Source organism: Thermoflexus sp. (genome assembly GCF_040289485.1).
Lineage (GTDB): Bacteria > Chloroflexota > Anaerolineae > Thermoflexales > Thermoflexaceae > Thermoflexus.
In genome coordinates this window covers 1-12,818 of the sequence record NZ_PSLG01000059.1, presented here as the reverse complement: position 1 = coordinate 12,818, position 12,818 = coordinate 1, and the positions used below count along the sequence as shown (strand labels likewise).

General features: G+C 69.3%; 8 protein-coding genes. 2 read left to right on the top strand and 6 right to left on the bottom strand.

The window, feature by feature from the left end; genetic code table 11:
* Positions 1-199 precede the first annotated feature (199 nt).
* The 6 genes from C4313_RS09340 to C4313_RS09315 all read right to left on the bottom strand — a co-directional run bounded on the left by C4313_RS09340 (position 200) and on the right by C4313_RS09315 (position 10,329).
* A complete protein-coding gene (locus tag C4313_RS09340; protein ID WP_352429593.1) occupies positions 200-1,024 on the bottom strand; it encodes a competence/damage-inducible protein A in 825 nt (274 codons plus the stop codon).
* Between the two features lie 4 nt (positions 1,025-1,028).
* Complete coding sequence (locus C4313_RS09335; protein WP_352429592.1) at positions 1,029-1,448, bottom strand: response regulator transcription factor; 420 nt, start codon at positions 1,446-1,448, stop codon at positions 1,029-1,031.
* A 134-nt stretch (positions 1,449-1,582) separates the two neighbouring features.
* Positions 1,583-3,379 carry an aspartate--tRNA ligase gene (aspS, locus tag C4313_RS09330; protein ID WP_352429591.1) on the bottom strand — a complete coding sequence of 599 codons (1,797 nt, stop codon included), beginning with the start codon at positions 3,377-3,379 and terminating at the stop codon, positions 1,583-1,585.
* A gap of 329 nt (positions 3,380-3,708) precedes the next feature.
* Positions 3,709-9,507 carry a GAF domain-containing protein gene (locus C4313_RS09325; protein WP_352429590.1) on the bottom strand — a complete coding sequence of 1,933 codons (5,799 nt, stop codon included), beginning with the start codon at positions 9,505-9,507 and terminating at the stop codon, positions 3,709-3,711.
* Positions 9,508-9,518: 11 nt separating this feature from the next.
* A complete protein-coding gene (locus tag C4313_RS09320; RefSeq protein WP_352429589.1) occupies positions 9,519-9,950 on the bottom strand; it encodes a response regulator in 432 nt (143 codons plus the stop codon).
* Positions 9,940-10,329 (bottom strand): response regulator, encoded by a 390-nt coding sequence (locus tag C4313_RS09315; RefSeq protein WP_352429588.1) that lies wholly within the window; start codon positions 10,327-10,329, stop codon positions 9,940-9,942. The genes C4313_RS09320 and C4313_RS09315 overlap by 11 nt, the downstream gene beginning before the upstream one ends.
* Before the next feature lie 181 nt (positions 10,330-10,510).
* On the opposite strand from C4313_RS09315, the gene argJ reads away from it, so the two are divergent.
* Together argJ and C4313_RS09305 are read left to right on the top strand one after the other, a co-directional pair.
* Positions 10,511-11,710 (top strand): bifunctional glutamate N-acetyltransferase/amino-acid acetyltransferase ArgJ, encoded by a 1,200-nt coding sequence (argJ, locus tag C4313_RS09310; RefSeq protein ID WP_352429587.1) that lies wholly within the window; start codon positions 10,511-10,513, stop codon positions 11,708-11,710.
* A 21-nt stretch (positions 11,711-11,731) separates the two neighbouring features.
* The gene (locus tag C4313_RS09305) at positions 11,732-12,814 is read left to right on the top strand and encodes a M20 family metallopeptidase (protein WP_352429594.1); all 1,083 of its coding nucleotides are present in this window, start codon (positions 11,732-11,734) and stop codon (positions 12,812-12,814) included.
* The last annotated feature ends 4 nt before the right edge of the window (positions 12,815-12,818 follow it).

The window sequence follows — 12,818 nt, the reverse complement described above, 5'->3', positions numbered from 1 at the left end:
GCGGCGTGGGGGTGGGGGAAGCCGCTGGGGCCCCGCAGGCGGCCAGGAGGAGCAGAACGCCCAGCCCGGCCGCGGCGATGGGGCGGGCTCGTGGGCACATGGCCGACCGCCTTTCCGCTCCGCAAGATGGAGACATCCCCGCGCCGGGGGCATGGGCGGCCTCCAGGCGAGGATGCGGTGCTCCCTTCGTCGTCGCCGTTCATGGCGCAGGCGTGACCGCGATGCCCGCGCGGGCCAGGCTCTCCATGATCGCCTGGCCCGCCGTTTCCACCATGGCCCGGGCTTCCTGAGCGTTGGCGGCGGTGGCGGAGAGATAGATCTGCAAGCGGACCCCCGGCCCGAAGGCGCGGGCCCGGGATTTGATGTAGACCTGCGGGGCGCGGCGTTGGATCTCCTCCAGCAAGGGAGCCAGCCGGGATTCGTCGCCGCAATCGGCGATCAGGCGCATCTCGGCGAAACCGGCACGGCCGAGACGGGCCTGCAGGAACGGCGCCAGGGGGCCCTGGACGATGGCTTTCATCTCCTCCGGGACGCCGGGGAGGCAGACCAAGGTCGTGGGGCCTTGCTCCAGGAGGACGCCGGGGGCGGCCCCCACCGGGTTGGGCAGGGGGATGGCGCCCCGGGGCAGCCGGGCCATCTTGCGCCGCGGCGGCGTGAGTTCCGCGTCGGCCACAAACCCTGCCGCGGCCAGCGCCCGGTAGCGTTCGGCCACCATCTCCAAGGCCTGGGGATGCTCTTCCAGGGGACACCCCGTGGCCTGGGCGACGGCGGCCAGGGTCCGATCGTCCTCGGTGGGGCCCAGCCCGCCGGTGGTGAAGAGGAGATCTGGAGCCCGCCCCAGGGCCCCTTCCAGTTCGGCCCGGATGGCCTCCACGTCGTCCGGCAGCAGGACCGCCCGTCGCACGCGGCCGCCCAGGCCGCTGAGGTAGCGGCACAGCCACGCCGTGTTGGTGTCGAGGACCTCCCCCAGCAGCAACTCGTTCCCGATGGCGAAGATCTCCGCCACCAGGGAGCGCGACGCCATAGGGTCACTCCGCATCCGGCTTCCGGGCGGACACGCGGCGCATCACCCGTTCGATGCTGGCGATCAGGTCGGAGGGCCCGAAGGGCTTGGTCAGGTAATCGTCTACGCGGGCGATGTGAAGGCCCAGGACGCGATCCACGTTGTGGGCCCGGGCGGTCACCACGATGACGGGGATGTGGCGGAGCGCGGGATCGGCCTTCATTTGCTGATAAACTTCCCACCCGTCGATGTCCGGCATCATCAGGTCCAGCAGAACCAGATCCGGCTTCTCCCGCCGGATGACCTCGATCCCCTCCCGTCCGCCGGTGGCCCATCCGACCAACTCGTAGCCCCGTCGGGTGACGATCAAACGGATGAGGTCGATCATGTCCTGATCGTCTTCGATGCAGACGATGCGGATCTTTCTGAGTGCTTCTTCGCTCACGGGCTTCTCCTCAAGGGGACCTCAACCTGACCCTCTAGAGGTCAGGAAGGCACCAGGGCATGTCCTGCCGCCAGCCTGGGTTGCTTTTAGTTTATCGAAGGCGGTGGGTTCGGGCAAGGGGGACGGCGGCCCCCTCATCCGCCGGCGGCGTGGGCCCCGGCCGCCGCATCCCGCACCACTCGGATGTGGAGTTCCCGCAACTGGCGCTCGTCCACCTCGGAAGGTGCGTCGAAGAGGAGGTCCACCGCGCTGGCCGTCTTGGGGAAGGCGATGACCTCGCGGATGTTCGGTTCGTCGGCCAGGAGCATCACCAGCCGGTCCAGCCCCAGGGCGATGCCCCCGTGGGGTGGCGCGCCGAACTCGAAGGCCTCCAGCAGGTGTCCGAAGCGGGCCTGGGCCTGCTCGGGGGTGTAGCCCAGCAGCCGGAAGACCCGCTCCTGGATCTCCCGCCGGTGGATCCGGATGCTGCCGCCGCCGATCTCGTAGCCGTTGCACACGATGTCATAAGCCTTGGCCCGCACCGAGGCGGGGTCGCTCTCCAGGCGGTCGAGGTCCTCGTCCATGGGAGAGGTGAACGGATGGTGCATGGCCTCCCAGCGTCCCTCCTCTTCGTTCCACTCGAACATCGGGAACTCCAGGATCCAGGCGAAGGCGAACTCGTCGGGGTCGGCCAACCGGAGTCGATCCCGGAGGAGCAGGCGCAGGCCGCCCAGGGTCTTGGCCACCGTCTCCGGCGCGTCCGCCACGATACACACCAGATCCCCTGCCGCCGCCCCGGTCCGCTCGGCGACGGCCGCCCGCTCTCCTTCCCGGAGGAAACGGGCCGCTGCCCCCCGGATGCCGTCGCCGGTGAAGGCCAGGGTGATCAGCCCCTTTGCCCCCAGGGACCGCGCGTAGGCGTTCCATTCTTCGATCTCCCGACGGCTGTAGCCGGCGCAGCCCGGGGCGCGCAGGGCCTTCACCTGGCCGCCGGAGGCGGCGGCGGCCCGGAAGACCTCGAACTCGCTCTCCCGAAGCACGTCGGTGAGATCCACCAGCTCCAGGCCGAAGCGAAGGTCCGGCTTGTCGGAGCCATAGCGGGCCATGGCCTCCGCGTAGGTCAGGCGCGGGAAGGGGGTGTGGAACCGCTTGTGGGGGGTCACTCGCCGGACGACCTCGATCAACAACCCCTCGATCAACTGGAGGATGTCCTCCCGGTCCACGAAGGACATCTCGAGGTCCAGTTGGGTGAACTCCGGCTGCCGGTCGCCCCGCAGGTCCTCGTCCCGGAAGCAGCGGGCGATCTGATAGTAGCGCTCGAGGCCGGCGACCATAAGCAGTTGTTTCAGTTGCTGGGGGGACTGGGGGAGGGCGTAGAATTTGCCGGGGTGGAGCCGGCTAGGCACGATGAAGTCGCGGGCGCCCTCCGGGGTGCTCTTGATCAGGATCGGCGTTTCCACCTCCACGAACCCCCGGGCGTCTAGGTAGTCCCGGATGGCCCGGGTCGTCTGGTGGCGCAGCATCAGGTTCCGCTGCATGCGCGCGCGGCGGAGGTCCAGATACCGGTAGCGCAAGCGGACCGTCTCGTCGACGCGGCGGCCGTCGTCATCGATGGAGAAGGGGAGAGGCCGGGCGGGGTTCAGGATCGCCACCTCGTGGGCCTCCACCTCGATCTCGCCGGTGGGCAGGTGGGGGTTCTCGGCCCCGGCCGGGCGGCGTCGCACCACACCCTGGACCTGGAGCACGTATTCCAGGCGGACCTGGTCGAGGACGGCGTGGGCGGCGGCGGAGCGGGAGGGATCGCTCACCACCTGCACCAGGCCGCTGCGGTCCCGCAGGTCGATGAAGATCAGACCGCCGTGGTCCCGCCGCCGATGTACCCAACCGGCCAACGTCACCCGCTCGCCGATGTGGGCGGGGCGCAACTCGCCGCAGCCATGGGTCTTCAGCATACGCTTCCCTCCGGATCCCTATCGCTGGAGAAGGCCGATCCCCTCTAAGGAATCGGGGCCGCCTGCCGGGTGGGCGGCCCCGATTCCGTCGCGCGCGGGCCTGCAGCCCGCGGGATGGCCGGCAACCACCCCCTACGGACGGCCTCCGGGGGCATCGTCCGGGCGGAACGGGTTCTTCCCGGGATGGGTTTTTCCCCAGTGCTCCATCGGTCGACCTCGGAAGGCGTCCGGGCGCTCATGGACGGGCCGTCGCGGCCCCCCTCGTGTCCCCCGGAGAGCGGCCCAGCCTTTTTAAGGATACGATGATCGATCTAGGAACGCAACGGGGGTCAGGCGCGATCGCCGGCCCGCTCGGCGGCTGCCCGGCGCACGATCTCCACGATCTCCTGCAGCAGGGCCTCGGGGTCCATCCCCGCCTTCTGAAGCAGCGCCTCGATTTGTCCGTTGAGCCGTTCCAGATCCTCCGGGGTGAGGGCCTTGGCGGTGAGCACCAGGATGGGGATGGCGCGGGTCTCCGGATCCCCCTTCAGGGCCTCCACCACCATGAAGCCGTCCATCCCGGGCATCATGAGGTCGAGGATGACCAGGTCGGGCCGCTCCCGGCGGGCGATGGCTGTCCCCTCTTGGCCACCGGGGGCCTCCAGGATCTGGTAGCCGCCGGCGCTCTCCAGGACACGGCGGATCAGCCGGCGGTCGTCCTCGGAGTCATCGATGACCAGGACGCGCAGGGGCCGCGGGCGGCCGTCCACCCGCTGGAGGGCCTCGAGGAGCTCCTCCTCGGTGAAGGGCTTGACCAGGTACTCCGCCGCCCCCCAGCTGAAGCCGCGCCCCCGTTCATCGACGATGGTGCAGACGATAACGGGGATGGCGCGGGTCTCTGGATCGGCCTTCAGTTCCTGGAGGACGGCCCAGCCGTCCTTGTGGGGCATCAGGATGTCCAGTGTGATGGCCACCGGGCGGAGCCGCCGTGCCATCTCCAGCGTCTCCCGCGGATCGGTCAGGCCCACCACCTCGAAGTCGTGCTTCTCCAGGTAACGCCGGTAGAGGGTGATGACGCCGGGGTCGTCGTCCACGCAGAGGATGAGCGGTCGGCCGGCGACGGGGGCCTCCCGGGCCTGGGGGCGCGCCCGAGGCAGGGTGAAGTAGAACGTCGATCCCTTGCCCACCTCGCTCTCTACCCAGATCCGCCCGCCCATCAGTTCTACCAACCGGCGAGCGATGGCCAGGCCCAGCCCGGTCCCTCCGTATCGCCGGGTCGTCCCGCTCTCCACCTGGGTGAACTCCTGGAAGATCTCCTCCTGTTTCTCCCTGGGGATGCCGATGCCCGTGTCCTGGACGCTGATGGTCACGAAGTGGGCGTCGGCGGACGCCCGCACGGCGATGAAGCCCTGGTCGGTGAACTTGGCGGCGTTGGAGACCAGGTTAAGCAGCACCTGGCGGGCGCGCTGGGCGTCGGCCCAGACCGGCGGGAGGTCCTCCGGGACCTCCTGGCGGAGCTCGATCGGTTTGTCCCGGGTGAGGCCGACGGCGGTGGACATCACGCCGCGGATGATCTCCCGCATGTCGACCTCGGAGAAATGGAGCTCCATCTTGCCGGCTTCGATCTTGGAGAGGTCGAGGATGTCGTTGATCAGGCCCAGCAGATGCTGGCCGGCGTTGTAGATGGCCATTAGGTCCTGACGCTGCAGGTCCGTCAGCGGCCCGTCGATCCCCTTGAGGATCACCCGGCTGAACCCGATGATGGAGTTCAGCGGGGTGCGCAGTTCGTGGGACATATTGGCGATGAACCGGGTCTTGAGGCGGTCCAGCTCCCGCAGGCGCTCCGCGGTTTGCTTCTGCTCCTCGTAGAGCATGGCGTTCTGCACGGCCACCGCCAGGTGGTCGGCCACGATCCCCAGGACGGCGAGATCCTCAGGGATGAAGGCGTGGGGGCGGTCGGCCTGGATCGTCAGGGCTCCCAGCAAACGATCGCCGACGATCAAGGGCAACGCCATCTCGGCACGGGTGTCGGGGAGCAGCGGGTTCCCATAGCGGGCCTCGGCCTCCTGGACGTCCTGGGCGATCACCGGCTGGCGGCGCGCGCAGGCTTGGCCGACCATGGATTCCCCGCCGACCCGGAGACGGTGCCCCTGGGCGACCATGCGGCGGCCGGCTTCCCCGGTGCCCGCCCGCAGGACCGCCCATTCGCCGGATGGATCCATAAGGAAGGCGCCGACATAGTAATAATCGAAGCGCTCTCGCACCAGATCCACCGCCCGCTGGAGGAGGGTCTCCACCTCCAGCACGCTGGCGATGGTCCGGGAGATCTCAGCGGCGGTCTGGATGCGGCGGGTCTGTCGCTGGGCCTGCTCGTAGAGCATGGCGTTCTCCAGGGCGATGGCCGCCTGCTGGGCAATGGTGTGGGCCAGACGCAGTTCCTCCGGAGTGAAGGCGTGGTGGTCGCGCATGTAATCCAGGCCCACGGTCGCGATGACCTCGCCGTGGGCGACCAGGGGCACGATGGCGATGGATCGGATGCCGAGGTCCGCGAGGAGCGGCCCGGTGGCCTCCAGGCGTCTGTCCTGGAGGACATCCCAGGCCCACTGGGGCTCCCCGGTCTCCATCGCCTGGCGGGTGAAGGCGTTGTCCACTTGGATGCGGATGCTGAGGAAGCCGCGGGCGGGGTATTCCGCCACCACCACCCCATAGCCCTTCCCCTTCTCCCAGAGGGCCGCGCCGCTGTGGTCGGCTCCCAGCGCCTCCACGTAGGCCCGACAGACCGCCTCCAGGATCTCCGTGAGGTGGAGGGAGCGGGCGAAGGTGAGGGCCAGGCGGTGGAGGAAATCCAGTTCCTGAGCCCGGGCCTGGGCTTGGGCGTAGAGTCGCGCGTTCTGCCAGGCGGTGGCCAGTTGATCGGCCATCACCTGGAGGGCCTGGATGTCCTCCTCGGTGAAGGCCGCTGCCTGCTCTGACTGGATGTCCAGGACCCCCACCAGTTCGCCGCGCACGATCATCGGGAGGGCGATCTCAGAGCGCGTGCGCGGGAGCAGGGGGTTGGCGAACCGGACCGGGTCCGCCCCCACGTCCAGCGCGATGCGGGCCCGACGGTGTTGGGCGGCCCAGCCCACCATGGACTGGCCGCCGATCTCCAGGCGGTGCCCGCGTTCTTTCATGATACGGCCTGGCTCGCCGGTGCCGGCCGCCAGCACCATCCACCGGCCCTCCGCGTCCGGGACGAACCAGCCCACATAGTAGTAATCGAAGCGCTCCCGGATGAGTTCCACCGCCTCGGCCATCAGCCGGTCCGGATCCAGGATGGTGGCCGTGATCCGGCTGACCTCGGCGGCGGCCTGCAACAGGCGGGCGCGCCGATCGGTCTCCCGAAAGAGCTCGGCCCGTTGGAGGGCCAGGGCCGCGCCATGGGCGAGGGCCTGCGCCAGGCGGAGTTCCTCCCCGCTGAACCATCGCTCCCGCCGGCTGTCCCACACCTCCACATGCCCGTAGTATTGGTCGCCCACCGTCAGGGGGATGAGCAGCACCGTCCGCCCCCCGTAGCGGGCCAGGAGGTCCGCCTCAGGGGCTCCCTGGGCCTCCAGTTCGCTGCGACGGAGCACCGCCGGCTGCTGGGTCCAGCGCATCTGGGCATAGAAGGGATAGTCCTCGTAGCGGTAGTAGGTCCCGAGGTCGGCGACCCGCTCCTCCGGCCTGGCGTCCGGTGCGTAGAACTCGCTCAACACCACGAAATGGAGGCCGTCCGCGGTGGCCCGGTTCACATAAGCGCTGGTCGCCCCTAGGGCCACGGTAAAGGCCCGGCAGATCCGGCTGAGGAACTCCACCTGGTCAGGGGTGGCCTCTACCAGGGCCGAGGCGACCTCGTAGAGCAGGGTCTGCTCGCGCAGGCGACGATCCAGCTCCTCGAAGAGCCGGCGGTTCTGCAACACCACGGCGGCCGTGTCGGCCAGGGTCTGCAGCCGACGGAGCGTCCGCTCCTCCAGCATCAGCGGCCCTTGCGTGCCCTGGGCGATGAGCCAACCCCAGAACTGCTCCCCGGACCAGAGCGGGAAGAAGGCGATCGATCGGACGCGGTGCCGCAAGTAGAAAGCACGGCTGACTTCGTCCAGCCCGGGATCGGCCGCCACGTCGGGGATGAGGATCGGATCGCGGGTCGGCGGACTGGCGATGAAGGGCAGTTCGGCCGGGGTGTAGCGCCGGGGCTCCGTGAAGAGGCCCCGCTCCCGATCCCAGATCAGGCGGGCCTCCAGGACCCGCTCCTCCGGTTGGGCCTCCGGGTTCTCCAGCAGGGTCAACACGTAGCGGTCCACCCCATGGGCGGGGAGGTGGGTCAGCAAGGTGCGGGCCGCCTCCTCCACAGAGGTCGCCGCGGTGAGGTCGCGGGTGGCCAGATACAGGGCTTGGGCTTCCTCCAGGGCGGCCTGGGCCTGGGCATACAGCCGGGCGTTCTCCACCGCCACCGCCAGTTGATCGGCGACGATCTGGAGGACCGAGAGGGCGCCGGGCTCAAAGACCTCCTCCAAGGTGCTCTGGACGTCCAGTACGCCGATCACCCGCTCGCCGATCTTCAAGGGCAGGGCAGCCTCTGCCCGCGTCTCCGGGAGCAGTTCGTTCTTGAAGTGGATGGGATCCTCGGCGGTGCGCTGGGCGACCCGAGGGCGCCGGTTCGCCGCCACCCAGCCGACTAGGCTCTGCCCCCCGACGGCCAGCCGGTGCCCCCGCTCCTTCAATCGCCTCCCCACCTCGCCGGTGGACTCGCGGAGGACGGCCCATTCGCCAGCCTCGTCCAGGAGGAACACCGAGACATGGTAGTAGCCCAGGCGATTCCGAATGAGGTGGACGGCGGTCCGGAGGAGCTCCTCCAGATCCAGGGTGGAGGCGATCAGGCGCCCCATCTCGGCCGCCGTCTGTAACTGATGGGTCCGCTCCTGGACGCGGCGCTCCAGGTTCTGATAGAGGTCCTGGAGGCGTATGGCCATCGTGTTGAACGTCTCCGCCAGCAGGCCCAGTTCGTCCCGGGAGGGGATGGGGACCCGGACGCCCAATTGGCCAGCGCCTAGGCGCTGGGCGGCCTCGGTCAATTGGGCCAGGGGGCGGGTCAGGGAAGAGGCGGCCATAAAGGAAAGGGCCACGGCGGCACCGCCCAGCACGAGGGCCCAGAGCAACGCCTGTTGGCCCAGGCGCCGGACCGGGGCTAGGGCTTCCTCCTCCCCCTGGATAACAGCCAACACCCAGCCCCGATCGACCAGGGAGGGCAGCCGATGGGAAATCTCGGGTCCCACCCGGCTGTAGGCCACCAGGAAATCCGGCGTGGAGGCCACCCCCTCGGGGGGGATGACGGGGAGGGCCGTGATCAGCTGGGAGCGATGAAGCAGCCCCAGCGGGTCCATCAACACGACCCCGTCACGGTCCAGGAGAAGGGCCCGCCCGGTGCGCCCGGACCGGAACTGGCTGAGGATCCCGAAGATCTGGGAGGCGCCGTAGGCGCTCCGCAGCACCCCGATCGCCTGGCGGGTGTCCCGGCGATAGACCGGGACGGCCAGGTAGACCACCGAAGTCTGGAGATCCTCGTCGAACGTCAAGTCGCTGATGTAAAGGGCGCCGCGGCCTTGGTTCCATGCCGCCTTCCACCACGGCTCCTGATCGAAGCGGAAGGCCCGGGGGGGCTCGGTGGCGGCCGTGAGGGCGCCATCCGCATCCGTGAGCATCAGATGGAGATGGCCCTGGAGGCGGCCGCGGAGGTCCCGGAGTTTCTCCGCCGCCGGGCTCTGGAGGATCCGTCGCCGCAAAGCGGAGTCCGAGCCCAGCGACCAGAGCAGCGCCTCTTGCTGGATGACATAGGCCCGCTGGACAGGATCCGCGTGGGTGAGGGAGCGATCCATGGCGGTCGAGATGAGGGTTTCCTCCTCCGCCCCCATGCTCAGGACCTCAAGCTGATGCCAGAGGTCCTTCTCCAAGGCGGCCCGCTGGGTGCGGGCGAGGTCCCGAAACTCCACTAGGATCTGGCGGTGGAGGGCATCCTCTATCACGCGTCCAAACACCTCCACCATCCCCACCACGCTGACCAGCACCACCAGCGAAAAGCCGGCCAGGAACTTCCAGCGCAGCGGCCAGGCGCTCCAGTCCAGCGTGACCATGGCTCCCCTCCTCAGCCCAGCGTCCAGACCTCCTCGCCGGCGAGGATCCGCCGGATCTGCTCGGGGAAGGCGTCGGGATCGATGGGCTTGCCGATGAACCCATCGAAACCGGCCTCCCGGGCCCGCCGCATGTTGTCCTCGGTGGCCTCGGCGGACACCGCCACCACGCGGGTTCCCTGGAAATGGGGATGGGCGCGGATCTGCCGCAGCACCTGATAGCCGTCCTCGTAGGGGAGGTGGATGTCCAACAGGATCAGGTCGATGCGGGGCAACTGGCTGGCGAACTCCAGCACCTGCCAGCCGGAGGCCTTCCATTGGATCTCGCGAACCCCCACGTAGCCCAGCAGCCGGGCGATCAGGACGAAGTTCTGGAGGTTGTCCTCCACCACCAGGACGGTAGCCTCCTGTGGCGAGACCGGGGCGCGGATCGGCTCAGGGGCCATGGCGGGCCTCCTCGGTCTTCAGGAAGGCGGCGATCTGCGCCGGGAGGGCGTCCACATCGATCGGCTTGGGGATATAGCCGTCGCATCCGGTGGCCAGGGCCCGCTCCCGCGTCCCTCGGATCACATCGGCGGTGAGGGCGATGATGGGGACTCCCTGGAGGTGGGGCATCTGCTTGAACCAGCGGACCAGTTCGTAGCCGTCGATATCGGGGAGATGAAGATCCACCAGGATCAGGTCGGGGCGCATGGACTGGGCCAGCGCCAACCCTCTGGGCCCATCCTCCGCCTCCACGACCCGATACCCCTCCGCCTCCAGGATCCGCCGGACCAGCAGTCGGTTTTCGAAATTGTCTTCAATGTATAGAATGGTGGAACCCATTCAATCCCCCGTATGGGGAAATTCCCATCCATGGAATCGATGGAGCAAGGTTACTCTAACCCAAGGGCCTGTCGTTGTCAAGGGAGCCTGCCCTTGGGTTTCCCCGTGCCCTCGCTGCCTGGCGGAGCGGTTTGTAAATAGAAACCGGAGGAGCCAGCAGCCTCGTTACGGGGAGGGAAGGATGAGCGTGACGGCGCCGAAGGGGTTTCGGGCGTCCGGCGTGGCCTGCGGGATCAAAGCCGGCGGGGCCTTGGATCTGGCCCTGGTGTTCAGCGACCGGCCGTGCGCCGCAGCCGGGGTCTTCACCACCAACTGGGTGAAGGCCGCCCCGGTCCGCTACGACCAGACGCTGTTGGCCCGCCGTCAGAGGGGTTTCCGGGCGGTGGTGATCAACTCGGGGAACGCCAACGCCTGCACTGGCCCCCGGGGCCTCTCGGACGTTTATGCGCTGGTGGAGACGGCGGGGTTCCTGTTGGGGGTCCCCCCCGAGGCCATCCTGGTGATGTCCACAGGCGTCATTGGGGTGCCGCTGCCGATGGACCGTCTTCGGGCCGGCCTGCTGGCGGCCGTGGCCGCCCTCTCCGAGGGGGGCGGCGAGGCGGCGGCGCGGGCCATCATGACGACGGACACCCGGCCCAAGATGGCCTTCCGCCAGCTGAACCTGAACGGCGTCCCGGTCACTCTAGGGGCGATGGCCAAGGGGGCGGGGATGATCCATCCCCACATGGCGACCATGCTCGCCCTGATCACCACAGACATCGCCGCGGATCCGGACCGTCTGGACCGGCTGCTCCGGGAGACGGTGGAGGAGAGTTTCCATCGGATCACGGTCGATGGGGACCAGAGCACCAATGACACGGTGCTGCTGTTGGCCAATGGGGCCTCGGGCCTTGCCCTGGACGCCCGCACCGAGCCGGCTTTCCGGGAGGCCCTGACCGGCCTTTGCGTCGAATTGGCCCAGGCCATCGTGCGGGACGGGGAGGGGGCCACCAAGTTCGTGGAGATCCGGGTGCAGGGCGCCCGCACCCGCGCGGAGGCCCGGCGGATCGCCCGGCACATCGCCGCCTCGCCCCTGGTCAAGACCGCCTTCTACGGCGCGGACCCGAACTGGGGGCGGATCCTCGCCGCCGCCGGGGCCGCCGGCGTCTCCCTCGATCCGGATCTCCTCTCCCTATGGATCCGGCGCGGCGACGGTCATCCCCTGCTCCTGTTCGATCGCGGAGCGCCGGTCCCCTATCTGGAAAACGAGGCCCGGGCGGTCTTCGCCGCGCCCGCTTTCCAGGTCATCCTGGACCTGAGGCTCGGGGAGGCGGAGGACTGGGTCTGGACCTGCGATCTCTCCCACGATTACGTGACCATCAACGGGCGGTATCGGACGTAAGGGGGCTTGGGTGTGGTGGGCATGGCGGAGGCGGCGCGGCTGCTCGCCCAACTGATCGCCATCCCCTCCCCCAGCGGCGCGGAGGGGGAGATCCTGGCCTTCCTGGAGGGCTGGCTCCGAGCGCGAGGGTTCCCGGTGGCGGCCTTCCCGGTCCCCGGCCATCCCTGGCCGAACCTGGTGGTCAACCCCCAGCCCCGTCCCCGGCTTCTGATCGACGTCCATGTGGACACGGTGCCCCCCCAGGGGGGTGCCGGGCCCGTCGGGCCGGTCGAGCGGGACGGCATGCTGTATGGGCTGGGGAGCGCCGACGCCAAGGGTGGGCTGGTGGCGGTGCTCCTGGCCGTGGAAGCGCTGGGGGCCGGGCAGCTGGCAGACTCCCCCATCACGCTGGCGCTGACCGTGGACGAGGAAAACCGGGGCCGAGGGGCGGAGGCCCTCGCCCGGGGGTGCCGGCCGGAGATGGTGGTGGCGGTGGAGCCCACTGGGCTCACCATTGGGGTCGCCGAGGCTGGGACCCTGGAACTGGCCCTGGAGGTCCGGGGGCGGGCCGCCCATGGCTCCGTGGTGGAAGGCGGCCGCAACGCCATCCGGGAGGCTTTGGGGCTCCTGCGGGACCTGGAGGCCCTTCCGGTGATGCGGGCGGAGCATCCCCGGATCGGACAGGGGGCGGTGACCCCCCTGTTCATCCAGGGGGGGGAACGGGCGCTGGTGATCCCAGAGCGCTGCCTGCTGCACCTGGATCTCCGATGGCTCCCGGGGATCCCTCGGGACCGTTTCCTTCAGGAAATCGCGGGCGTGTTGGCCCGGTATCCGGTCGCCTGGGAGATCGTTGACCTCTCGGCCCCCTTTGAGACCCCGGAGGAGGCCCCCCTTGTGCAGGCGATGGCCCGGGCCCTGGAGACGGTCGGGCTTCCGGCGATCCAGAGCGGGATGCCGAGTTGGACCGATGCGGAGCCTTTCGCCCGCTTCGGGGCCCAGGCGGTGGTCTTCGGTCCGGGGGATCTGTCCCTCGCCCACACCCCGGCCGAGCATATCGCCTTAGCGGAGATCCTCCAGGCGGCCCGCGTCTTCCAGCATCTGTTGGAAGCCTTCGCGCGCCCCTGAAGGG

What these genes read in the sequence shown, in the direction of transcription:
- C4313_RS09340 (WP_352429593.1), bottom strand. Translation starts at nt 1,024, where the DNA reads ATGGCGTCGCGCTCCCTGGTGGCGGAGATCTTCGCCATCGGGAACGAG.
- aspS (WP_352429591.1), bottom strand. Translation starts at nt 3,379, where the DNA reads ATGCTGAAGACCCATGGCTGCGGCGAGTTGCGCCCCGCCCACATCGGC.
- C4313_RS09325 (WP_352429590.1), bottom strand. Translation starts at nt 9,507, where the DNA reads ATGGTCACGCTGGACTGGAGCGCCTGGCCGCTGCGCTGGAAGTTCCTG.
- C4313_RS09320 (WP_352429589.1), bottom strand. Translation starts at nt 9,950, where the DNA reads ATGGCCCCTGAGCCGATCCGCGCCCCGGTCTCGCCACAGGAGGCTACC.
- C4313_RS09315 (WP_352429588.1), bottom strand. Translation starts at nt 10,329, where the DNA reads ATGGGTTCCACCATTCTATACATTGAAGACAATTTCGAAAACCGACTG.
- argJ (WP_352429587.1), top strand. Translation starts at nt 10,511, where the DNA reads ATGAGCGTGACGGCGCCGAAGGGGTTTCGGGCGTCCGGCGTGGCCTGC.
- C4313_RS09305 (WP_352429594.1), top strand. Translation starts at nt 11,732, where the DNA reads ATGGCGGAGGCGGCGCGGCTGCTCGCCCAACTGATCGCCATCCCCTCC.